Here is a 22,817-nt window from a genome sequence, read left to right as displayed (position 1 = left end):
GATGAACGAGGAGAGGGGAACGAAACACGATGACAGCACAAATCATTAGCGGAACGGAGATGGCGAGGACGATTCGCACCGCATTGGCGGATGAAGCCGCACAGTTGAAAGCGGACGGCGTTGAGCCGGGGCTGGCCGTCATTCTAGTCGGCGACGATCCGGCATCGCATTCGTATGTAAAAGGAAAACAAAAAGCGTGCGCCGAGGTCGGCATTCGCTCGTTCCTTTACACGTTTCCGGCGGCGATCGACGAAGAGACGCTGCTTGCGAAAATCCGCGAGTTAAACGTCGATCCGGCGGTGCACGGCATTTTAGTGCAGCTGCCGCTGCCGGATCACATTTGCGAATGGTCGGTCATTGAAACGATCGCACCGGAAAAAGATGTCGATGGGTTTCACCCGATCAATGTCGGAAAAATGATGATCGGCCAACGGGCGTTTCTCCCTTGCACTCCGCATGGCATTTTAGTGATGGTGCAATCGGCCGGCATTGACATCGCCGGCAAGCACGTCGTCGTCGTCGGCCGAAGCAACATCGTCGGCAAACCGGTTGGCCAGCTGTTTTTGCGCGAACATGCCACCGTCACCTACACTCACTCGAAAACGCCGGATTTGGCCGCCATCACTCGGCAGGCGGACATTTTGATCGTCGCTGTCGGCAAGGCGCGCCTCATCGGCCCGGAACACATCAAGCCCGGGGCGGTCGTCATCGACGTCGGCGTCAACCGGCTTGAGAACGGCAAATTGTGCGGCGATGTCGATTTTGACGCTGTGAAAGAAGTGGCTGGCTATATTACGCCGGTGCCGGGTGGAGTCGGGCCGATGACGATTACAATGCTCTTGCACAACACGATTGAAGCGGCACGGCAGCTGGCCGCAAAGTGAGGGCAGGATCAGTGGAAGTGAAATATGTGACGGTCGGGGCGTTGACGAAGTACATCAAACGCAAGTTCGATGTCGACCCGCATTTGCGCGATCTATGGGTGAAGGGCGAGATTTCGAATTTTAAGCAGCATTCGCGCGGCCATATGTATTTTACGTTGAAAGACAGCCAAGGACGCATTGCCGCCGTCATGTTCGCCGGCTACAACCAGCATTTGCCGTTCCGCCCTGAAGATGGGATGAACGTGCTCGCGCGCGGGGAAATTTCCGTCTATGAACCGAACGGCAACTATCAGCTTTATGTCAAAGAAATGCAGCCGGAAGGTGTCGGAAGCCTCTATCTAGCCTACGAACAGCTGAAGCAGCGGCTCGAGGCGGAAGGGTTGTTTTCGCCGGTCCATAAAAAGCCGCTTCCAGCCTTCCCTCGCTGCATCGGCGTCGTTACATCGCCGACTGGAGCGGCGGTGCGCGATATTATGACGACGATTCGCCGCCGCTATCCGCTCGCTAAAGTCATTTTGTTTCCAGCGCTCGTTCAAGGGGACGGGGCGGCGCCCTCCATCGTGCGCGCCATCGAGCGGGCGAATTCGTTCGGCGGGGTTGATGTGCTGATTGTCGGCCGCGGCGGCGGCTCGATCGAAGAATTGTGGGCGTTCAATGAAGAAATCGTCGCTCGCGCCATCTTCGCCTCAAAAATACCGATTATTTCCGCTGTCGGCCATGAAACAGATTTTACGATCGCCGACTTTGTCGCCGATTTGCGGGCGCCGACGCCGACGGCAGCAGCTGAGATGGCGGCGCCGCATGTTGGGGAGCTCGCTGAGCGGCTCGCCGAGCGGAAATGGCGGCTCATCCGCGCCATGAAAGAGCAGCTTGCCGCTGATAAAGAGCAGCTTCGCCGGCTGCAAGGATCCTACGCATTCCGCTATCCCAAGCGGCTCTATGAACAAAAAGAACAGCAGCTTGATGCGTTGCTTGAGCGGCTTAGCCGCCAACGCGAACGGCTCGTCGACAAACATCGTCAGCGGTTGCATGAGCTTGACATGAGACTATGGCGGCACCATCCAGCTGCAGAGCTTGAGCGGATGAAAGAACGGCAAAAGGCGGCCGCCAATGCGCTGGAAAAAGCGATGCGCACCGCGGTGGAGCGCCATCGGTTCCGCTTTCGCTCCAACCTCGCCCGGCTTGAGGCGCTCAGTCCGCTTCGCATCATGGAGCGCGGCTACAGCTTGGTGTACAATGAGCAGGGCGAGCTCGTGAAACGAACGAACCAGCTTCGAATCGGCGAGCATCTTTCCATTCAAGTTCAAGACGGACGAGTCGATTGTCAAGTGACGGGAGTGGAGGAAAAACACGTATGAGCGAAGAAAAAGAGATGACGTTTGAAGAAGCGATGAAAAAACTGGAGGAAATCGTCGAAAAGCTCGAGGAAGGGAACGTGCCGCTTGAGGAGGCGATCGCCTTTTTTCAAGAAGGCATGAAACTGTCCAAGCTTTGCCATGATAAATTGCAGCATGTGGAGAAACAGTTGGAGTACATGCTGCGTGAAGACGGCGAGCTTGTCCCTTTTTCGCCGGAGGAGGAGTGACGGGTGGCGCAGCTTTCGGTTGAACAGTTTCTCAACGAACAAAAACGGGCCGTCGAGGCGGCGCTTTCCTCCTATATGGCGCGGCTTCGTGGGCCGGAGACGCTGAAAAAGGCGATGGCCTACTCGCTTGAGGCCGGCGGCAAACGAATCCGCCCGCTTTTGTTGCTGGCGACCATCCAAGCGCTTGGCAAAGACCCGGCGATCGGTCTGCCAGTCGCTTGCGCCATTGAAATGATCCATACGTACTCGCTCATTCATGATGATTTGCCAAGCATGGACAACGATGATTTGCGGCGCGGCAAACCGACGAACCATAAAGTGTTCGGCGAGGCGATGGCCATTTTGGCCGGGGACGCCTTGCTTACGTATGCGTTTCAATTGATCGCCGAGGTTGATGACGACCGCGTTCCGCCTTCCGTCCGGCTGCAGCTCATCGAGCAGCTCGCGAAGGCGGCCGGCCCGGAAGGCATGGTCGCTGGACAGGCGGCTGATATGGAGGCGGAAGGAAAAACGCTGGCGCTTGCGGAACTGGAATACATCCACCGCCATAAGACGGGGAAAATGCTGCAATACAGCGTGCACGCCGGCGCCCTGCTTGGCGGCGCCGATGGTCGGCAGACGCGCGAACTCAACGAGTTCGCCGCACATTTAGGCCTCGCCTTTCAAATTCGCGACGATATTTTGGACATTGAAGGAATGGAAGAAAAAATCGGCAAGCGAGTCGGCAGCGACCGCGACAACAAGAAGGCGACATATCCGGCGCTTCTTTCGCTAGGCGGTGCCAAAGAGAAACTGGCGTTTCACATCGACGCCGCGAAGCGCCATTTGCAACAAGCCAAAATCGATGACGCGGTGCTGGTCTACATTTGCGAGCTTGTCGCGGTCCGCGACCACTGATGCGGGGCGGCGGCCTCTTGTTCCCGTTGTTCGCTTTCCTTCGGGGCGGAGGCGGCCTTGTTTTTTTGGTTGTTTTCCGCCGGGCGGCCGCCGCAAGTTCTATAGATACACCACAAAACGCGTCCTAGTGATGACGGGCTGCGTTGGCGGGAAAAGTCGATTTTTCGCGCCGGATCATGTATAATAATACTACCTGTACGAGGAGAAACGGCTCGGAGAACGACAGAATGAAAGCGAGTGATCTTTGTTGGACTTGACAAAAATTGACCATCCGCGCGTTGTCAAAAACATGTCCATTCCTGAGCTGAAACGGTTAAGCGCCGAGATTCGGCGGTTTTTAATTGAGAAGTTGTCGAAAACGGGCGGACATATCGGCCCGAACTTAGGGGTCGTCGAGCTGACGATCGCCCTCCACCGCGAATTCGACAGCCCAAAAGACAAGCTCATTTGGGATGTCGGACACCAGTCATACGTGCATAAAATTTTGACCGGACGCGCCGCCGCGTTCGACACGCTCCGCCAATACAAGGGGCTGTCCGGGTTCCCGAAACGGAGCGAAAGCGAGCATGACGTGTGGGAAACGGGCCATAGCTCGACGTCGCTGTCGGCGGCGATGGGAATGGCGATCGCCCGTGATTTGAAAGGGACGGATGAATACATCGTGCCGATCATCGGCGACGGGGCGCTCACCGGCGGCATGGCGCTTGAGGCGCTCAACCATATCGGGCATGAGAAAACGGATATGATTGTCATCTTAAACGACAATGAAATGTCGATCGCTCCGAACGTCGGCGCGTTGCACAACATCCTCGGTCGGTTGCGCACCGCCGGCAAATACCAGTGGGTGAAAGATGAACTGGAGCTGCTGCTCAAGCGCATCCCAGCGGTCGGCGGCAAGCTGGCGGCGACCGCCGAGCGGCTGAAAGACAGCTTGAAATATTTGCTTGTCTCCGGCGTGTTTTTCGAAGAGCTCGGGTTTACGTATTTAGGCCCGGTCGACGGCCACGATTTTGAGGATTTGCTTGAGAACTTGCGCTATGCGAAGAAGATGAAAGGCCCCGTGCTTGTGCATGTCATCACGAAGAAAGGGAAAGGATACAGTCCGGCGGAAAACGACAAAGTCGGCACATGGCACGGCACAGGGCCGTACAAAATCGAAACCGGCGCTTTTGTCAAAACGAAAGAGGCCGGTCCGTCATGGAGCGCGCTTGTCAGCGAAACCGTGCGCCGGCTCGCCCGCACCGACCCGCGCATCGTCGCGATTACGCCGGCGATGCCGGTCGGCTCGAAGCTGGAAGGGTTCGCAAGCGAGTTCCCAGATCGGATGTTTGATGTTGGCATCGCCGAGCAGCACGCGACAACGCTCGCGGCTGGATTGGCGACGCAAGGGATGAAACCGTTTTTGGCCATTTATTCGACATTTTTGCAACGCGCCTATGACCAAGTCGTCCATGATGTATGCCGGCAAAACTTAAATGTCTTTTTCGCCATTGACCGTGCTGGGTTGGTCGGGGCGGACGGCGAAACGCACCAAGGGGTGTTTGACATCGCCTTTTTGCGCCATGTGCCGAATTTGGTGTTGATGATGCCAAAAGACGAAAACGAAGGACAGCACATGGTGTACACCGCCATCCGCTACGACGACGGGCCAATCGCCATGCGTTTCCCGCGCGGCAACGGGCTTGGCGTACCGCTTGATGAGGAGCTGAAAGAAATCCCAATCGGCACGTGGGAAGTGTTGCGCGACGGCTGCGATGCGGCGATTTTGACGTTTGGCACGACGATTTCGATGGCGCTTAAGGCGGCCGACGAGCTGGCGAAAGACGGCATATCGGTGAAAGTCGTCAACGCTCGCTTTTTGAAGCCGATGGACGTGGTGATGCTTCACGAACTGCTTGAGAGCCGCCTGCCGATCTTAACGGTCGAAGAGGCGGTGCTGCAAGGCGGCTTTGGCAGTGCTGTGTTGGAGTTTGCTCATGATCATGGTTATCACGGAGCGGTCATCGAACGGATGGGCATCCCGGACCGCTTTATCGAACATGGAAGCGTCAGCGAGCTGCTCAATGAAATCGGGCTGACGTCGACCCATATCATCGACCGCATCAAAACGATGGTGCCAAGAAAACAGAAAAGGGCTTGAGACATGAAAGGAAAAAAAGAACGGCTCGATGTGCTGCTTGTCGAACGAGGGCTGGCGGAAACGCGGGAAAAGGCGAAGCGAGCGATCATGGCCGGGCTTGTCTATTCAAACGACGTTCGACTCGATAAGCCCGGGGAAAAAGTGCCGGTTGACATTCCGCTTGAGGTGAAAGGCAACCCGCTTCCGTACGTCAGCCGCGGTGGGTTGAAACTGGAAAAAGCGTTGCGCGAGTTTCATATTCGCGTGGAAAATAAAATTGTTCTTGACATCGGCGCGTCGACCGGCGGTTTCACTGACTGCGCCTTGCAGCATGGGGCGAAGCTGACGTATGCCGTCGATGTCGGCTACAACCAGCTTGCCTGGAAGCTGCGTCAAGACGAGCGCGTCGTTGTAATGGAGCGGACGAACTTCCGCTACGTGACGCCGGATCAGTTTACGAAAGGGCTGCCGGAAGTAGCTGTCATCGATGTCTCGTTTATTTCGCTGCGGCTCATTTTGCCGGTCGTCAAGACGGTCATGGTGCCGGGCGGCGATGTGATTGCGCTCGTCAAGCCGCAGTTTGAAGCCGGCAGGGAAAAGGTCGGCAAAAAGGGGATTGTTCGCGACCCGAACATTCACGAGGAAGTGCTCGAATCGATCATTCAATTCGCCTGTGCGGAAGGGTTCGATGTTCTTCATTTAACGTATTCACCGATTACCGGCGGCGACGGCAATATTGAATTTTTGCTTCATGCTGCCTATCCTGGAGGAAACCGGGAGGGAGAAAACCGACTGCCAGCATCCGTCGCCGACGTGGTGAGCGAGGCGCATGCCCGATTGCGGGCGGGGAGCGTGGAGCCAAGCGGCAAATAGCGTCGGCGGGACGGACAATCTGCTCTGCACTTTGAAAAGCGGGGAGGTGGCGCAATGTGAACAAAGGGCAAAGGCATATTAAAATTCGCGAAATCATTATGAACCATGACATTGAAACGCAAGACGAGCTTGTCGACCGGCTGAGAGAAGCTGGCTTTAACGTCACCCAAGCGACCGTCTCGCGCGACATTAAAGAAATGCAGCTCGTCAAAGTGCCGATGGCCAACGGCCGCTACAAGTACAGCCTTCCGTCCGACCAGCGCTTCAATCCGCTGCAAAAGCTGAAGCGGGCGCTTGTTGATGTGTTTGTGAAGCTTGACGGAACGGGCAACTTGCTTGTGTTGCGGACGCTGCCGGGCAACGCCCATGCCGTCGGCGTCTTGCTCGACAATTTGGATTGGAACGAAATCGTCGGTACGATTTGCGGCGACGATACGTGCCTGATCATCTGCCGTACTCCGAAAGATGCGGAAAAAGTGTCCGACCAGCTGTTGTCCATGCTCTAGGCGAGGACCGGCCCAGCTCCCGTTCCACGTTCAAGGACGGAACGACAGGGCGGTCCTCGTTTGCAAATCCGAACATACGTGCTATAATCAAAAGTGGAATTAATCGGACAGGCAAGGAGTGGTGAAATGCTCGCCGAGCTGTCGATTAAAAATTTCGCCATTATCGAGTCGCTCTCGTTGTCGTTTGACAAAGGGCTGACGGTGTTAACCGGCGAAACGGGAGCCGGCAAATCGATCATCATCGACGCGATTCATTTGTTGATCGGCGGACGCGGCTCCGCTGAATTTGTCCGCTTTGGAGCGGAAAAGGCGGAAATCGAAGGGCTGTTTTTGCTTGATGATGACCGCCATCCGTGCTGGCAAAAATGCGCAGACGTTGGCATCGACGCCAGCGACGGCATGATCGTGTTGCGCCGCGATATTTTCGCCAACGGCAAAAGCGTCTGCCGCATTAACGGCAAGCTCGTCACGACGGCGGTGCTGCGCGACATCGGGGCGACGCTTGTTGATATTCACGGCCAGCATGAACATCAAGAACTGATGGATCCGTCCCGCCATCTGCCGCTTTTAGACGAGTTCGGCGGCCTAGAGGCGGCAGAGGCGCTTGCTCGCTACCGCGCCGTCTACGAGCGGTATGAGGAGCTCGGAAACAAATTGAAAAAGCTGAGCGAAAATGAACAGCAAATGGCGCACCGGCTTGATTTGCTGACGTTTCAGCTGCGTGAAATCGAGCAGGCGGCGCTTGAGCCGGGCGAGGACGAGCGGCTGATGGAGGAAAAAGTTCGCATCGTCAATTTTCAAAAAATTTATACCGCGCTGCAGAAAAGCTATGAGGCCCTCTCCGGAGAGGGACGCGGGCTTGATTCCATCGGGGAGGCGATGCGCCATCTCGATGACGTCGCAGGCATGGATGCAGCGCTCAAAGATGCGCATGAAACGACGGCGAACTGCTACTATTTGCTCGAGGAAGTCATGTACAAGCTGCGCGATCAAATTGAGGAGATGGAATACGACCCAGAGCGGCTCGATGCCATTGAAAGCCGTCTCGCGGAAATCGGGCAGCTCAAACGAAAATACGGGGCGACAATCGCCGATATTTTGCACTATGCCGAGATGATCGCCGAGGAAATCGAGACAATCGAAAATCGCGAAACGCATGTGCATGAGCTTAAGCAGCAGCTCGCTCTGGTGACGGACGAGTTGCTCACGGAGGCGAAAAACGTCACCGCTGTTCGGCAAACATATGCCCGGCGCCTGATTGAGCGCATTCATCAAGAACTGAAAGACTTGTACATGGACAAAACGAAATTTGACATCGTATTTGCCAAGCGCGAAGGATCGCTTGACGCCCCCTTGGTCGACGGCGTGCCGGTTAGGTTCCAAGAAGACGGCATCGATGTCGTCGAGTTTTACATTTCGACGAACGTCGGCGAGCCGTTAAAACCGCTCGTCAAAGTCGCTTCCGGCGGCGAGCTGTCGCGCATTATGCTGGCGTTGAAAACGATTTTTTCCAAACATCAAGGAGTGACGTCGATTGTTTTTGATGAGGTCGACACCGGTGTCAGCGGACGCGTCGCCCAGGCAATGGCGGAAAAAATTTACCGCATCGCCAGCCAGTCGCAAGTGCTTTGCATTTCCCATCTGCCGCAAGTCGCTGCGATGGCGGACACGCACTTGTTGATCGCCAAAGAGACGGATGGGGAACGGACGAAAACAGTCGTGAGGAAGCTCAATGAGGAGGAGAAAGTGAAAGAAATCGGGCGGATGATTTCCGGCGTCGAGATGACGGAATTGACGAAACGGCATGCCAAAGAGCTGTTGGAACTGGCGGCGAAAATGAAACATTGATTCCTGTTTCCCCTGTTCGTCGAGGGGAGGAGCATCCCTCTCAAAGCGGGCCGATTCCGCCTGCCTGTTCTGCCTTGGCGCCCGCTTTCCTTAAGAGAACTACGGTGTTTCATAAAGATAAGCAAAAAAGCCGCGCGGCTGTCCGGATGCAAGTCCATCCAATTCCGGGCAGCTTTTTTATCGGCAGGGCGATTATATTTTCCCCGGTTCAGGCAAAATTAAAACTGTAACCGTTTTTGCATGGTGTAGGCGGGAGCGAGGAGAGTGGACGACATTGAATAAAGAAACGGCGCGAAAAATCGCAGGAGTGCTTCTCCTTGGTATATTGACGGCCATCGCCTTTTCCAAACCGATGAAGGAATATTGGCAAATTCCGAAGCAGCTTGTCCTGTTTGAAGGCGATGCGGTTGAATTTCCTGCCGCTTCCCTTCCCGTGCAAGCGGCCGTCAATGACCGAAACGCTCCCGAAACGCTCAATATTGAGCGAAAAAACGGTTCTCTGTCTGTAAAGGCGAAACGCCGCGGACATGAAACGATGATGTTGCAGGTTGCCGGAATGCCGATCAAGCAAGTGGATGTCAACGTGCTGCCGACGCTCAAAGTCATTCCCGGCGGACAATCGATCGGCGTCAAGCTCAATACCGTCGGCGTTCTTGTCGTCGGTTACCACCTTGTCGAAACCGAAAACGGGAAAAAATCGCCGGGAGAGGCAGCCGGCATTCAAGTCGGCGACATCATTATCGGCATTAACGGCCAAAAAATCGAAAACATGAGCGACCTTTCCCCTTTCATCGAGGAGGCCGGCAAAACGGGAAAACCGCTTCATCTAAAAATTCTGCGCGATCAGCACTCCATGACGGTGAAGCTCGTTCCGCTGAGAGACAAGCATGACGATGTGTACCGCATCGGCCTGTACATTCGCGATTCGGCCGCCGGCATCGGGACGATGACATTTTACGACCCCAAATCAAAAACATATGGCGCACTTGGCCATGTCATCTCTGACATGGATACGAAAAAGCCGATTGTCGTGCAAAACGGGCAAATTATGCGCTCGACCGTCACATCGATCGAAAAAGGGACGAGCGGCAATCCAGGTGAAAAATTAGCCCGCTTTTCCGACGGCGAAGAAGTGATCGGCACGATCACCACCAACAGCCCGTTTGGCATTTTCGGCAAGCTGATCAAACCACTGCCGAACGGTCCGTTCACAAAACCGATCCCGGTTGCCTTGGCGAACCAAGTGAAAGAAGGACCGGCAAAAATATTGACAGTGGTGGAAAACGACAAAGTCGAGCAGTTTGACGTGGAAATTGTCAGCACCATTCCGCAGAAATTTCCGGCGACCAAAGGCCTCGTGATTCGCGTCACGGACCCGCGCTTGTTAAAGAAAACAGGGGGCATCGTCCAAGGGATGAGCGGCAGTCCGATCATTCAGGATGGAAAACTTGTCGGCGCAGTGACGCACGTTTTCGTGAACGATCCGACATCCGGCTATGGCGTCCACATTGAGTGGATGCTGCAAGAGGCAGGCATCGATCTATACGGCAAACAAAAGAAAGCGAGCTGACAAAGTCGGCTCGCTTTTTCCCGGCAGCCAACATTCGATTCTTGCGTATATTTGGTGAAATGACGAGTGATGATTTGGTCACCATTCATCTCTTCCTGATCATCCCAAGGTCAATGTTTCGAAATGCTGTGAGCGGCTTCATTGATTCCGCCATATTGGTTAGGCTGCCACTAAAAATTTTTCAAAAAAGGCGGCAAAAATTTTGCCGGTTTGGCATAGATATTTGGTGAAACATCCGTTAAAATGAAATGTGTAAAGATTTTTCGACAAACGCATCGCTGGTGAAAACGAATATTGTCTAATGAGCTCGTTTTTTGTTATAATTTTTATTTTTTGAAAAATAAAAGGATTTTTTGCCGCTGTTGTCGAATGTACGTTAATGGAATGTTACATAGCAAGAAAAAGTGGGGGAGGACGATCGTTTTGAGCATTAAGGTGTGCATTGCCGATGATAACCGCGAATTGGTGACATTGCTTGACGAATATATCTCGAGTCAGCCGGACATGGAAGTGATTGGCACGGCGTATAACGGCCAAGATTGCCTTCATATGCTCGAGGAAAAGCGGCCGGATATTTTGCTTCTGGACATCATTATGCCGCACTTGGATGGGTTGGCTGTGCTTGAGAAAGTCCGCGCAGGTTGTGAGCATCAGCCGAGCGTCATTATGCTGACGGCGTTCGGCCAGGAGGATGTCACGAAAAAGGCAGTGGAACTCGGCGCTTCCTACTTCATTTTAAAACCGTTCGACATGGAGAATTTGGTCCATCACATTCGGCAGATTCATGGCAAAACGGCGCCGATGGTCAGAAAAACCGGCTCTGCCTACCAGGCGCGCGACAACAAACCGAAAAATTTGGATGCGAGCATTACGAGCATCATCCATGAAATCGGCGTCCCGGCGCATATTAAAGGCTATCTGTACTTGCGCGAAGCGATCGCGATGGTGTACCACGACATCGAACTGCTCGGCTCCATCACGAAAGTGCTCTATCCGGACATCGCGAAAAAATACAACACGACGGCCAGCCGCGTCGAGCGCGCCATTCGCCATGCGATCGAAGTCGCTTGGAGCCGCGGCAACCTCGAATCGATTTCCTCGCTGTTCGGCTATACGGTGAGCGTCTCGAAGGCAAAGCCGACAAACTCGGAATTCATCGCCATGGTGGCCGATAAGCTCCGGCTTGAGCATAAAGCATCGTAACGGAAAACGAATGATAGCCAAAGCGGCAAGACGCTCCGCAATCGGGGGCGTCTTTTTTGCCGTTTGGCGGCTTGCTGGAACGAAAAAAGGGGGAACGTGGCTTGCGCCGGTGTGGTGCACAGAGGCGGCTTTACCGCCAAGGGCCAGACGGTTAAGATGGGTCGTTTTCTTTTTCTTTTTTCTCCAATTCCAGCAGCTTGTTCACCAAAATGTGCGGCGGCATATGCATGATCTGCTCGATCGGCACGCCGAGCGCTTTGGCCAGCTTTTGCGCTGTTTCCAGCGAAATTTTCAACGGCTGCATCATCTCCACCTCGTTTGTTCATAGTATTATTTTTAGTATAACGAACGACCGCCGGTTTCGGCCAGCTCGTTGGCTGAACGGCGAATAAATGCGAAAGGAAGAAGGCAGAATGACATTGATTTTTGCCCACCGCGGGGCGGCGGGGACGCACCCGGAAAATACGATGGCGGCGTTTATCGAGGCGGAAAAAGCGGGAGCGGACGGCATTGAATTGGATGTGCAGCTCACAAAAGACGGCGAAGTGGTCGTCATTCATGACGAAACGGTCGACCGGACGACGGACGGCAGCGGCTGGGTGAAAGACATCACGTACCGCGAACTGCGCCGATTGAACGCGGCGGCCATGTGGGACGGCAAACACGGCCATTGTCCGATTCCGCATCTTGAGGAAGTGCTTGCTTGGCTGTCATCAACACGGATGGCGGTCAACATCGAGCTGAAAAATAGCCTCATCGCCTACGAAACGCTTGAGCAAAAAACGATCTCCCTCGTGCGCCGCTATGGGCTTGAGAAGCGGACGATTTTGTCATCGTTCAATCATCATAGCATGCGCCTTTGCCGAACGCTTGCACCGGAAATCGAGACGGCGCTCTTGTACATTGAGCCGCTGTATGCCCCATGGACGTATGTGCGTGCCATGAACGCCGACGGGGTGCATCCGCACTATCGGACGGTGACGGCGGAATTTGCCGCCGAAGCGCGGCGGCGCGGGGTGGCGGTCCGCCCGTTTACGGTAAATAAGCGAAATGTGATGAAAACGATGTTTGCTTATGGCGTTGACGCCGTCTTCACCGACTACCCGCGCCAAGCGAAGCAATGGAAAGAGAAAACGCCTTAACGAGAGACGTTAAGGCATTTTTTGTTTGCCTTGAAATGGATGTTTTCCCAGTGTAATAGGCATCAACGTTCCGGGTCAAGGCGTTTTTCGTTTTCGTTGAAAACGCGCCTGCACTTTGTTGCGTTTCCGGTCGCGGTGCAGCAAAAAACCGCCGAGAAACGCCAGCCCAGCGGCAAACAGCGCGAGCCCGGCGAGAAATTGCAGCCATAAGGCAGAAAACAGCGGCCCGTTGATGCCAAACAACGCATCGCGCATCCATTTGATGCCAAGCGCCGCTCCAAGCCCGGGAATGACTAAAATCAACAGCGCAATCATTCGCCCCATCGCGATCGCGTTCCTTTCCGAAAAGAGTAGCCTTATCGACTATCATAGCGGTTATTGGGCGTTTGTCAAGGAAAGAGCAAATCAAGTATGATAAAAGTGTCTGCAAAAATTGGCATACTATAAAGTGTGGTGAATGGACATGAAAAAAGTGATGATCATTGGGGCTGACTCGCGCGGAATGTCGCTTTTGAAGCTGCTTCACGGGGCGTCGGGATTTGACGTTGTGGCGGTTGTTGACGTCGATGAACAAGCTCCGGGGGTGCAACTGGCGCAAAAATGGGGCATCGCTGCTGCGAGCGACTGGCGTCCATGGATGGCCGAGCCGCTTGATTTGATCATTGAAACGACGGGCAGGGCGGATGTCCTTGAGGAAATCCGTCGATTGGCGCCAGAGGGAGCCAATATTGTCCCAAGTGCAGTCGCGCAGATGATGGCCGAGCTCGTTGAAGAAAAAGGAGCGCTCATCGCCAAATTGAAAAGCGAAGCGGCTCGGCGCGCGCTCATCTTTCATTCGTCCCACGATGGCATGATTGTCGTTGATGAATATGGTTACATTACCGATATGAATCAAAGCGCGGCGGAGCTGCTTGAAGTCGATAAAGACAAAGTGATCGGCAAGCATATTTTGACCGTTCTGCCGTCAAGCGGCTTGCCGCGCGTGCTCGAAACGAGGCAGACGGAGTTTCATCAAGAAGTGGAGCTGGCCAATGGAAAAAAATTGATCACCACCCGCATCCCGATCATCGATGACAATGGCAAACTGTTTGGGGCGCTCGCGGTATTCAAGGACATCACCGAGCTTGTCGCTTTGGCGGAAGAAATCACCGACTTAAAAGAAGTCCGCATGATGCTCGAAGCGATCATCTATTCGTCGGAAGAGGCGATTTCCGTCGTCGATGAAAATGGGAACGGTATTTTGATCAACCCGGCGTATACACGGCTCACCGGTTTGACAGAGGAAGACGTCATCGGCAAACCGGCGACCGCCGACATCGCCGAAGGGGAAAGCATGCATATTTTCGGCTGTATTTTGGAGCGTGGCACNTCGTCGGAAGAGGCGATTTCCGTCGTCGATGAAAATGGGAACGGTATTTTGATCAACCCGGCGTATACACGGCTCACCGGTTTGACAGAGGAAGACGTCATCGGCAAACCGGCGACCGCCGACATCGCCGAAGGGGAAAGCATGCATATGCAAGTATTGAAAACGCGCCGCCCGGTGCGCGGAGCGCGCATGAAAGTCGGCCCGAAAAACCGGGATGTCATCGTCAATGTTGCGCCGATTATTGTTGATGGCGTATTGAAAGGGAGCGTCGGCGTCATTCATGATGTGTCAGAAATTCAGCGGCTGACGGCTGAACTCAATCGGGCGCGGCAAATCATCCGCACGCTCGAGGCGAAATATTCGTTTGCCGACATCGTCGGCGAGTCGGAAGAGATGAAGGTTGCCATCGAGCAGGCGAAGCTGGCGGCGAAAACACCGGCGACGATTTTGCTGCGGGGGGAATCAGGGACGGGCAAGGAGCTGTTCGCCCACGCCATTCACAACGCGAGCGACCGAAAGTATAACAAGTTTATCCGCGTCAACTGCGCGGCCATTCCGGAAACATTATTGGAAAGCGAACTGTTTGGCTATGAGGAAGGAGCGTTTTCCGGCGCGCGGCGCGGAGGCAAGCGAGGGCTGTTTGAAGAAGCAAACAACGGAAGCATTTTCCTTGACGAAATCGGCGAACTGTCGGCCAGCACGCAGGCGAAGCTGCTCCGCGTCTTGCAGGAGCGGGAGATCGTCCGCGTCGGCGGGACGAAGCCGATCCCGATCAACGTCCGCGTCATCGCCGCCACGAACGTCAACCTTGAAAAAGCGATTGCCGAAGGCGCCTTTCGCGAAGACTTATACTATCGGCTCAATCGGATGCCGATTTATATTCCGCCGCTGCGTGCCCGCAAGGAAGACATTCCAGCTCTTTGCCGGCGTTTGATCCAGAAACTGAACCAAGATTACGGGCGCAACGTCGAAGGTGTCACGGATGAAGCGATGGCGAAGCTTCTTGCCTATGATTGGCCGGGAAATGTCCGCGAGCTCGAAAATGTGCTCGGGCGGGCGATGATTTTCATGAAATTTCATGAAGTGATGATCGATGCGACGCATTTGCCGCCGCTCGCTTCGCCTTCGTCAGTGCCGGCTCATCGAGTGGAAACGGAAGAGGAGATTCGGCCGCTTGAGGAAATGGTGAGCCGATACGAAGCGAGCTTGATTGAGCAGGCGCTTCGCCGCCATCGCGGCAATAAAACAGCGGCGGCCCGGGCGCTTGGCATTTCGGTGCGCAATTTATATTACAAGCTGGAGAAATACGGGCTTGACAAAAATATCATGCAATAATTTGCGCGGAGTGAAGAATATTGCACATATCTGTTTGCGAAGGTAGTGTGTTTTAAAGCGCTTTCAGTCATTTTTGGTTGGCACAGTTTTTGCATAAAAAGACTGTGCCGCACGATTTGCAGAAAAGGTTGGTGCAGATGATGAAGCTTGAATCGTTAGTGCAAGAAGCAAGACAATGCCAGGACCGGACGGTGGCCGTGGCGGCGGCGGAAGATGAAGAAGTGATTGAAGCGGTGGCGATGGCGCTCGAACACCGTCTCGGACGCTTTGTGCTTTATGGCGATCGGGAGCGGCTCGGACGGCTGTTGAAGGAAAAAGGATGCGCCCGCTTTTCCGACGTCGATGTCGTTCATGCGAATTCGATCGGGCAAGCCGCAGAGCTTGCCGTGCGCGCCGTCCATTTGAACGAGGCGGATGCGTTGATGAAAGGGCATGTGCCGACGGCAACGCTGCTGAAAGCGGTCTTGAACAAGGAGTATGGGTTGCGCGCTGGGAAGGTGTTGTCCCATGTCGCTGTTTTTGAGGTGCCGGAGTTTGAACGATTTGTCATCGTCACCGACGCGGCGATGAACATCGCTCCGGATTTGGAGCAAAAGGTGCAAATTGTCAACAACGCCGTCAGCATCGCGCGCTCCATCGGCATCGAGCGCCCGAAAGTCGCGGCGCTGGCGGCGGTGGAGACGGTCAATCCGGCCATGCCGGCAACACTTGATGCAGCGGCGCTCGCAATGATGCAAAAGCGGGGGCAAATCGAACATTGCCTCGTTGACGGACCGCTTGCGTTGGACAACGCGGTGTCGCTGGCGGCGGCGAAGCATAAGCGGATTGAAAGCGAAGTGGCTGGACAGGCTGATATTTTGCTTGTGCCGGACATTGAATCCGGCAACATGCTGTATAAGTCGCTCGTCTATTTTGCGAACGCACGCGTCGGCGCAGTCATCGCTGGGGCGAAGGCGCCGATCGTGTTGACGTCGCGCGCCGACTCGGCGGAAAGCAAACTGTATTCGTTGGCGCTTGCTATTTGTTCGGCAGCAAAATGAAATAGATGAAGGAGGCCATCAGTGATGGAACTGTTTCAATATATGGAAAAATATGATTATGAGCAAGTGTTGTTTTGCCAAGACAAAGAATCCGGATTGAAGGCGATCATTGTCATTCATGACACGACGCTCGGCCCGGCGCTCGGCGGGACGCGCATGTGGATGTACAATTCGGAAGAAGAGGCGCTTGAAGACGCCCTGCGCCTCGCCCGCGGCATGACGTACAAAAACGCGGCCGCCGGCCTTAATTTAGGCGGGGGCAAGACGGTCATCATCGGCGATCCGCGCAAAGATAAAAACGAGGCGATGTTCCGCGCGTTCGGCCGGTTCATTCAAGGGCTGAACGGCCGCTACATCACGGCGGAAGACGTCGGCACGACCGTTGCCGATATGGACATCATCTATCAGGAAACGGACTATGTCACCGGGATTTCGCCGGAATTCGGCTCATCCGGCAACCCGTCGCCGGCCACGGCTTACGGCGTATATCGCGGGATGAAAGCGGCGGCGAAGGAAGCGTTTGGCAGCGATTCGCTTGAAGGAAAAGTTGTCGCCGTCCAAGGGGTTGGCAATGTCGCCTACCATTTATGCCGCCATTTGCACGAAGAAGGAGCGAAACTCATCGTTACCGACATCAACAAGGAAGCGGTGGCGCGCGCGGTCGAGGAATTTGGGGCGAAAGCGGTCGACCCGAACGACATTTACGGCGTGGAGTGCGACATTTTTGCTCCATGCGCGCTCGGCGGCATCATCAACGACCAAACGATTCCGCAGCTGAAAGCGAAAGTGATCGCCGGCTCGGCGAACAACCAGCTGAAAGAGCCGCGCCATGGCGACATGATCCATGAAATGGGCATCGTCTATGCACCAGATTATGTGATCAACGCCGGCGGCGTCATCAACGTCGCCGATGAGCTGTACGGCTACAACCGTGAACGGGCGATGAAAAAAATCGAGCAAATTTATGACAACATCGAAAAAGTGTTTGCCATCGCCAAGCGTGACAACATTCCAACGTATGTGGCCGCTGACCGGATGGCCGAAGAACGAATTGAAACGATGCGCAAAGCGCGCAGCCAATTTTTGCAAAACGGCCATCATATTTTAAGCCGCCGCCGCGCCCGCTAATAGTGGCGAGGGGCGGCCTTCCGCCCCGCCGGCGGATGATGGAGGGACAGCAACGATGGAAGAGCAGAAGTTTCGCATTTTAACGATCAATCCAGGCTCGACTTCAACGAAGATCGGCGTCTTTGAAAACGAACGGCCATTGCTCGAAAAAACGATCCGCCATGAGGCGGACGTGCTTCGGCAATATAAAACGATCGCGGACCAGTATGAGTTCCGCAAGCAAACGATTTTGCAAGCACTGGATGAAGAAGGAATCAATTTATCGAAGTTGAGCGCCGTCTGCGGCCGCGGAGGGCTTCTCCGTCCGATCGAAGGCGGAACGTATCGCGTCAATGAGGCGATGCTTGAAGATTTGCGGCGCGGATATTCCGGCCAGCACGCGTCCAACCTCGGCGGCATTTTGGCGCATGAGATCGCCTCGGCCTTAAACATCCCGGCGTTTATCGTCGATCCGGTCGTTGTCGACGAACTCGATCCAATTGCCCGGATCAGCGGATTTCCGCTCATTGAGCGGCGCAGCATTTTCCATGCTTTAAACCAAAAGGCGGTCGCGCGCCGCGTCGCCAAGCAGCTTGGGAAACGGTATGACGAACTGAACTTGATCGTCGCCCATATGGGCGGCGGCATCACGGTCGGCGCCCACAAGCAAGGAAGGGTCGTCGATGTCAACAACGGCCTTGACGGCGAAGGCCCGTTCAGCCCGGAGCGCGCCGGGACGGTGCCAGCGGGCGATTTGGTTGCTTTATGCTTCTCTGGTGAATATTACCGCGAAGAGATCATGAACATGCTCGTCGGCGGCGGCGGCCTTGTCGGTTATCTTGGCACGAATGATGCGGTGAAAGTCGAGAAAATGATCGAAGCCGGCGATGAAAAGGCCAAGCTCGTGTATGAGGCGATGGCGTACCAAGTGGCGAAAGAAATCGGTGCGGCAAGCGCCGTGCTTTCCGGCAAAGTCGACGCCATCATTTTGACCGGCGGACTGGCGTATGGCAAATCGTTTGTCGAACAGATCACTCGCCGCGTGCAATGGATCGCCGATGTCATCGTCCATCCGGGCGAAAACGAACTGCAGGCGCTCGCTGAAGGCGCGCTTCGCGTCCTGCGCGGCGAAGAAGAGGAAAAAGTGTATCCAGGCAAGGCCGTTTCGCCGGTTCCAGCCCGGCGCTGATGCGGCAACGGACAGAAAGGAGAAGGCAAGATGGCAAAAGAATACGATGTCGTCATTCTCGGCGGAGGAACGGGTGGCTATGTGGCCGCCATTCGCGCCTCGCAGCTCGGGTTGAAAACGGCCGTTGTGGAAAAAGGGAAGCTCGGCGGCACGTGCCTGCACGCTGGCTGCATTCCGTCCAAAGCGCTGCTTCGCAGTGCCGAAGTGTACGCACAAACGAAAAACGGCGAGGCGTTTGGCGTCATCGCCGACGGCGTGCGCCTTGATTTTGCCAAAGTGCAGGCGCGCAAAGCGGCGATTGTTGAGCAGCTCCACAAAGGCGTGCAGCATTTGATGAAAAAAGGGAAAATCGATGTGTACGCCGGCACCGGCCGCCTGCTCGGCCCGTCGATCTTTTCCCCGCTGCCGGGGACGGTGTCGGTCGAAATGAACGACGGCAGCGAAAACGAAATGCTCGTCCCGAAATTCGTCGTCATCGCCACCGGTTCGCGCCCGCGCACGCTGCCGGGGCTCGAGCCGGACGGCGAATTCGTGATGACGTCCGATGAGGCGTTGCAAATGGAGACGCTCCCCTCGTCCATCTTGATCGTCGGCGGCGGTGTGATCGGCATGGAATGGGCGTCCATGCTTAATGATTTCGGCGTTGACGTGACGGTGCTGGAATATGCCGATCGCATTTTGCCGACAGAAGATGAAGACGTGTCAAAAGAAATGGAAAAACTGCTCCGCCGCCGCGGTGTCAACATCGTCACGGGAGCGAAAGTGCTGCCGGAAACGCTCGAGAAAGGAAACGGCGTCACGATCCAAGCGGAGCATCAAGGCGAGCGGAAAACGTTTACGGCCGACAAGATGCTTGTTTCCGTCGGGCGGCAGGCGAACATTGAGGGGATCGGCTTGGAAAACACCGAGATTGTCGTGGAGAAGGGGTATATTCAAACGAACGAGTTCGGCCAAACGAAAGAATCGCACATTTACGCGATCGGCGATGTCATCGGCGGCCTGCAGCTTGCCCATGTCGCCGCCCATGAAGGGATTTTTTCGGCGGAGTTTTCTTTCGGGAATATGTTAAAAAATACCGGTAATTTGAATTTGAGATACAATGTCTTTTAATTTTTCTTTACCGATCAACGCATTATTGATAAAATCATTTGCATTGGTATATTCTTGATGATTTGAATTATAGTACTTTGTAAGGCAAATGCCTGCTTGAGTATTCGTTATGGAATAACGTTCACCTTTATAGATAAATTCTATATCATGTCCAATCTCTATAAGCTCTATTAATTTTTCTAAACTCATATTTTATCTTCCTACTTTCTTCTACCTTTATTCATTGGTTCTGCTTTCCCTCTTTTAGTTTTTTTTCATCCCATTTCCATTTATGTCGATGTGGTCCCCAAGGATGATGTTTTGGATTTCCGTGATCGCTATAGTCCATGTCTTTTTTCGCTCTTCCTGCACTATCATAATATCTTCGTTGTATAACCTTTCCTTTCTCATCCCTTAAAGTTAAACTTCCTTTTCTAGGACCTGTTAGAGGTAAAGAACCTTTACTAGTCAAACTTTTTACTTTCTTTCCTAAATACCACGCTCCATAGGCCCCGACAACAGCAACAGTACCAATTAACATTACTTGTCCAATGTAAATTATCACTTTATTTCCGCACAAAAAAGACTCTTTTTTGCACATTCCTTCGGAATATCCCTCTCCCCCTTTCCGAAAGAATGTGCTAAATTTTTTGTGAATTATTTCGGAATGGGACATGGGTGATTTCCAGAGGGGGGACGAGNTGTAAATTATCACTTTATTTCCGCACAAAAAAGACTCTTTTTTGCACATTCCTTCGGAATATCCCTCTCCCCCTTTCCGAAAGAATGTGCTAAATTTTTTGTGAATTATTTCGGAATGGGACATGGGTGATTTCCAGAGGGGGGACGAGGACGTGATTCGGTTTCATGACTTTCAGGTCGATGTCCAGACATATGCCCAGCGGGGAAAACAAAACGACTTTCCCCTTCTTAAGCGGTGCCCTCATTGCCAGGCAAAACGCCCTCTTTATCGCCATGGGTACTACGAACGAAATGCCGTGACGTCGCATCAGTCTTATCGCATTTGGATCGCTCGGTATCGCTGCCCGGAGTGCAGGAGGACGGTGGCCGTGTTGCCTTCATTTCTTCTCCCTTATTTTCAGTATACGTTGCCCACCATATGGAGAGTGGTGAAAGAACGGTTGGGCCTGACTCCGAAACGGGGGATGGAGGAGGCTCCACTCCTTCCTACGGATGAAGGGGTTTTATTTTATGTCCGACGTTTATTCCGAAATTTGAACCACCTTCATTGGTTTTTTGCGGAGCGCTGGAGAAAAATTGGTCCTGCCATCGCCCAAGCGAGAGAACGAGCCCTATGGTGGATCCAGACGATGGAGGAGATCGGCCTCTTTTTCGTCATCCAAGAGATATGGGAGCACCGATCGACGCATCTTTTTGCACGTACATTCAGTTCCTGATTTTACTTATATCCCCTTATATGGAATCATTTATAGATTCCACAAACCTTTCCTCTCGACGGTCGGGGGAATGATCCGATAGGATAGAGACAGGATGGACCGATAAGGTCCTAGAATGGGATGAACGAAGGAGGAGATCGAAATGAATGAGTCGATGAGACAGGAGATCGCTTTATTTCGGTATGGATTGATCGCTCCATTGGTGAATGGACAAGTCGATCCAAAAACGTACTTGAAGGAAGTAGCGGAACGGATCCATCAAGTTCCCCACCATGGAGAGAAACGCATCGCCGCCAAAACGATCCTCGACTGGTGCACGCAGTACAAAAAAGGGGGCTTTGAGGCGCTGAAGCCGAAACGACGGTCGGACCGTGGCCATTCCCGGAGGCTGTCACCTGAAGAAGAGGATCACATTTTAGCCCTGAGAAAAAAACACCCCCACATGCCCGTGACGGTGTTTTACCAACACCTTATCGAGCAGGGGGAAATCCAATCCATCTCTTATTTCACTATATACCGACTTTTAAAAAAATACAACCTCGTGGGGAAAGAAATTTTACCGATTCCTGAACGAAAACGATTCGCGTACGATCAGGTCAATGAGCTCTGGCAAGGTGATTTGTCCCATGGCCCGTTGATTCGCGTGAATGGCAAAACGCAAAAAACGTTTTTGATTGCCTATATCGATGACTGCTCGCGGGTCGTGCCGTACGCTCAGTTTTTCTCTTCCGAGAAATTTGACGGGTTGCGGATCGTAACCAAGGAAGCGCTGCTTCGATACGGAAAGCCGAAGCGAATTTACTCGGATAACGGCAAGATTTATCGGGCGGAACCCTTGCAGTACGCCTGCGCGGAGTTAGGGATCACCTTGATCCATACCCAGCCGTACGATCCGCAAAGCAAAGGGAAAATCGAACGATTTTTCCGCACCGTACAGACGCGGTTTTACCCGTTGCTCGAAATGAATTCACCGAAGTCGCTCGAAGAGCTAAACGAGCGATTTTGGAAGTGGTTGGAGGAAGATTACCATCGAAAACCGCATGCCTCGTTGAACGGGAAGACGCCACATGAAGTGTTTCAATCGCAAGTCCATTTGGTGTCGTTCGTCGANATGAATTCACCGAAGTCGCTCGAAGAGCTAAACGAGCGATTTTGGAAGTGGTTGGAGGAAGATTACCATCGAAAACCGCATGCCTCGTTGAACGGGAAGACGCCACATGAAGTGTTTCAATCGCAAGTCCATTTGGTGTCGTTCGTCGACGATTCGGATTGGCTCGACTCGATCTTTTTGAAACGCGAATACCGTAAAGTGAAGGCCGATGGTACGGTCACGTTGAACAAGCAGCTGTATGAAGTTCCGCCCCGGTTCATCGGACAATCGATCGAACTCCGTTATGATGAACAAGGCGTGTATGTGTACGAAGACGGTCAACGGGTCGCCGAAGCGGTCCTTGTTCGCTTCGAGGACAATGCCTATGTGAAACGCCATCGGTCACCGTTTGCGACGGTTCCGGTAGAGGGAGGCGAAAACGATGTATAAAACGTTTTATTCCCTTTCCCGAGAGCCGTTTTCGAAGGAGACGAATCCACCAGAGGCTTATCAAGGGGCCTCGTATCAAGAGGCCCTCGCCGCTTTGGACTAC

20 protein-coding genes and 4 pseudogenes are annotated in these 22,817 nt (G+C 53.8%); 20 read left to right on the top strand and 4 right to left on the bottom strand.

Annotated features, from left to right (window positions below; genetic code table 11):
* Positions 1 to 29 precede the first annotated feature (29 nt).
* The 10 genes from folD (at position 30) to spo0A (ending at position 11,485) form a co-directional block, all read left to right on the top strand.
* Positions 30 to 884, top strand: a complete 855-nt coding sequence (gene folD / locus T260_RS130610) for a bifunctional methylenetetrahydrofolate dehydrogenase/methenyltetrahydrofolate cyclohydrolase FolD (RefSeq protein WP_011231878.1) — start codon at positions 30 to 32, stop codon at positions 882 to 884.
* A gap of 11 nt (positions 885 to 895) precedes the next feature.
* Positions 896 to 2,242: an exodeoxyribonuclease VII large subunit gene (xseA, locus tag T260_RS130615; RefSeq protein ID WP_011231877.1), complete on the top strand. Its 1,347-nt coding sequence runs from the start codon at positions 896 to 898 to the stop codon at positions 2,240 to 2,242.
* Positions 2,239 to 2,469 carry an exodeoxyribonuclease VII small subunit gene (locus T260_RS130620; protein WP_012820585.1) on the top strand — a complete coding sequence of 77 codons (231 nt, stop codon included), beginning with the start codon at positions 2,239 to 2,241 and terminating at the stop codon, positions 2,467 to 2,469. The genes xseA and T260_RS130620 overlap by 4 nt, the downstream gene beginning before the upstream one ends.
* Positions 2,470 to 2,472: 3 nt before the next feature.
* Positions 2,473 to 3,366 carry a polyprenyl synthetase family protein gene (locus T260_RS130625; RefSeq protein ID WP_011231875.1) on the top strand — a complete coding sequence of 298 codons (894 nt, stop codon included), beginning with the start codon at positions 2,473 to 2,475 and terminating at the stop codon, positions 3,364 to 3,366.
* Positions 3,367 to 3,613: 247 nt separating this feature from the next.
* The gene (gene dxs, locus T260_RS130630; protein ID WP_025038883.1) at positions 3,614 to 5,506 is read left to right on the top strand and encodes a 1-deoxy-D-xylulose-5-phosphate synthase; all 1,893 of its coding nucleotides are present in this window, start codon (positions 3,614 to 3,616) and stop codon (positions 5,504 to 5,506) included.
* 3 nt (positions 5,507 to 5,509) lie between these two features.
* Positions 5,510 to 6,358, top strand: a complete 849-nt coding sequence (locus T260_RS130635) for a TlyA family RNA methyltransferase (RefSeq protein ID WP_020278545.1) — start codon at positions 5,510 to 5,512, stop codon at positions 6,356 to 6,358.
* Between the two features lie 56 nt (positions 6,359 to 6,414).
* Positions 6,415 to 6,864: a transcriptional regulator AhrC/ArgR gene (gene ahrC, locus T260_RS130640; protein WP_011231872.1), complete on the top strand. Its 450-nt coding sequence runs from the start codon at positions 6,415 to 6,417 to the stop codon at positions 6,862 to 6,864.
* A 126-nt stretch (positions 6,865 to 6,990) separates the two neighbouring features.
* On the top strand, positions 6,991 to 8,712 hold the full coding sequence (recN, locus tag T260_RS130645) for a DNA repair protein RecN (protein ID WP_020278546.1): 1,722 nt from the start codon (positions 6,991 to 6,993) through the stop codon (positions 8,710 to 8,712).
* 274 nt (positions 8,713 to 8,986) lie between these two features.
* Complete coding sequence (spoIVB, locus tag T260_RS130650; protein WP_011231870.1) at positions 8,987 to 10,282, top strand: SpoIVB peptidase; 1,296 nt, start codon at positions 8,987 to 8,989, stop codon at positions 10,280 to 10,282.
* A gap of 384 nt (positions 10,283 to 10,666) precedes the next feature.
* On the top strand, positions 10,667 to 11,485 hold the full coding sequence (spo0A, locus tag T260_RS130655) for a sporulation transcription factor Spo0A (RefSeq protein WP_025038882.1): 819 nt from the start codon (positions 10,667 to 10,669) through the stop codon (positions 11,483 to 11,485).
* 151 nt (positions 11,486 to 11,636) lie between these two features.
* Here the strand turns inward: spo0A and T260_RS1000000138745 are convergent, their stop codons facing one another.
* Complete coding sequence (locus tag T260_RS1000000138745) at positions 11,637 to 11,789, bottom strand: YycC family protein (protein ID WP_011231868.1); 153 nt, start codon at positions 11,787 to 11,789, stop codon at positions 11,637 to 11,639.
* Between the two features lie 109 nt (positions 11,790 to 11,898).
* Here T260_RS1000000138745 and T260_RS130660 point away from each other — a divergent pair, with 109 nt between their 5' ends.
* On the top strand, positions 11,899 to 12,627 hold the full coding sequence (locus T260_RS130660; protein ID WP_011231867.1) for a glycerophosphodiester phosphodiesterase: 729 nt from the start codon (positions 11,899 to 11,901) through the stop codon (positions 12,625 to 12,627).
* A gap of 75 nt (positions 12,628 to 12,702) precedes the next feature.
* Here the strand turns inward: T260_RS130660 and T260_RS130665 are convergent, their stop codons facing one another.
* A complete protein-coding gene (locus T260_RS130665; RefSeq protein ID WP_011231866.1) occupies positions 12,703 to 12,951 on the bottom strand; it encodes a DUF2627 domain-containing protein in 249 nt (82 codons plus the stop codon).
* A 139-nt stretch (positions 12,952 to 13,090) separates the two neighbouring features.
* On the opposite strand from T260_RS130665, the pseudogene T260_RS1000000140965 reads away from it, so the two are divergent.
* The 6 genes and pseudogenes from T260_RS1000000140965 to T260_RS130690 all read left to right on the top strand — a co-directional run.
* Positions 13,091 to 13,984, top strand: a pseudogene (locus tag T260_RS1000000140965) (PAS domain S-box protein); the annotation flags it as partial.
* Between the two features lie 12 nt (positions 13,985 to 13,996).
* Positions 13,997 to 15,331 (top strand): annotated as a pseudogene (locus T260_RS1000000140960) (sigma-54 interaction domain-containing protein); the annotation flags it as partial.
* A gap of 140 nt (positions 15,332 to 15,471) precedes the next feature.
* Positions 15,472 to 16,371 (top strand): phosphate butyryltransferase, encoded by a 900-nt coding sequence (gene yqiS, locus T260_RS130675; RefSeq protein ID WP_011231864.1) that lies wholly within the window; start codon positions 15,472 to 15,474, stop codon positions 16,369 to 16,371.
* 24 nt (positions 16,372 to 16,395) lie between these two features.
* On the top strand, positions 16,396 to 17,499 hold the full coding sequence (locus T260_RS130680; protein ID WP_011231863.1) for a leucine dehydrogenase: 1,104 nt from the start codon (positions 16,396 to 16,398) through the stop codon (positions 17,497 to 17,499).
* Between the two features lie 55 nt (positions 17,500 to 17,554).
* A complete protein-coding gene (gene buk / locus T260_RS130685) occupies positions 17,555 to 18,667 on the top strand; it encodes a butyrate kinase (protein ID WP_011231862.1) in 1,113 nt (370 codons plus the stop codon).
* A 30-nt stretch (positions 18,668 to 18,697) separates the two neighbouring features.
* A pseudogene (locus tag T260_RS130690) lies at positions 18,698 to 19,726 on the top strand (FAD-dependent oxidoreductase); the annotation flags it as partial.
* A 6-nt stretch (positions 19,727 to 19,732) separates the two neighbouring features.
* Here the strand turns inward: T260_RS130690 and T260_RS1000000139510 are convergent.
* Positions 19,733 to 19,966, bottom strand: a complete 234-nt coding sequence (locus T260_RS1000000139510; protein WP_014195996.1) for a hypothetical protein — start codon at positions 19,964 to 19,966, stop codon at positions 19,733 to 19,735.
* A 31-nt stretch (positions 19,967 to 19,997) separates the two neighbouring features.
* Positions 19,998 to 20,357, bottom strand: a complete 360-nt coding sequence (locus T260_RS1000000139505) for a hypothetical protein (protein WP_128738862.1) — start codon at positions 20,355 to 20,357, stop codon at positions 19,998 to 20,000.
* Between the two features lie 253 nt (positions 20,358 to 20,610).
* Here T260_RS1000000139505 and T260_RS1000000140245 point away from each other — a divergent pair, with 253 nt between their 5' ends.
* The 3 genes and pseudogenes from T260_RS1000000140245 to T260_RS1000000140235 all read left to right on the top strand — a co-directional run.
* Positions 20,611 to 21,174, top strand: coding sequence for a DUF6431 domain-containing protein (locus T260_RS1000000140245; RefSeq protein WP_011229674.1), 564 nt, complete (start codon positions 20,611 to 20,613; stop codon positions 21,172 to 21,174).
* A 142-nt stretch (positions 21,175 to 21,316) separates the two neighbouring features.
* Positions 21,317 to 22,714 (top strand): IS481 family transposase, encoded by a 1,398-nt coding sequence (locus tag T260_RS130700; protein ID WP_023633903.1) that lies wholly within the window; start codon positions 21,317 to 21,319, stop codon positions 22,712 to 22,714.
* A pseudogene (locus tag T260_RS1000000140235) lies at positions 22,707 to 22,817 on the top strand (AAA family ATPase); the annotation flags it as partial. The gene T260_RS130700 and the pseudogene T260_RS1000000140235, both read left to right, overlap by 8 nt.

Source organism: Geobacillus thermopakistaniensis (assembly GCF_000498995.1).
GTDB classification, from domain to species: Bacteria; Bacillota; Bacilli; order Bacillales; family Anoxybacillaceae; genus Geobacillus; species Geobacillus thermoleovorans.
This window is presented reverse-complemented; position numbering and strand designations above follow the sequence as displayed.